Origin of the sequence: Pseudomonas sp. Pseusp88 (assembly GCF_047303955.1) — a bacterium.
In the GTDB taxonomy this organism is placed as follows: domain Bacteria; phylum Pseudomonadota; class Gammaproteobacteria; order Pseudomonadales; family Pseudomonadaceae; genus Aquipseudomonas.
Genome location: NZ_JBGLYM010000133.1, coordinates 1 through 250, shown reverse-complemented (window position 1 = coordinate 250; position 250 = coordinate 1). Strand labels below are relative to the sequence as shown.

Genomic DNA, 250 nt, shown 5'->3' with positions numbered 1-250 from the left:
GTTCCGTGGCGGTGCCGTGACCGTTAACATAGCCGATCGCTTCGGGCGGCAGATTGGCGTCTTCCAGGGCCACCTCCATGGCGCGGCGCATGCACGCCTGCTCCGGGCGGGTGCTCTGGGCGCCGTCGGCAATACAGCCGAAGCCCACCAGCTACGCATGGATATGGGCGCCGCCGGCCAGGGCGTGTTACAGTTCTTCCAGCAACATCAAGCCGCCACCATCCCCAAACACCATGCCCTACCGCCCACA

1 pseudogene is annotated in these 250 nt (G+C 66.0%); it reads right to left on the bottom strand.

Annotated elements, in window-relative coordinates:
• Nucleotides 1-238, bottom strand: a pseudogene (locus ACCD02_RS32765) (beta-ketoacyl-ACP synthase); the annotation flags it as partial.
• Nucleotides 239-250 lie beyond the last annotated feature (12 nt).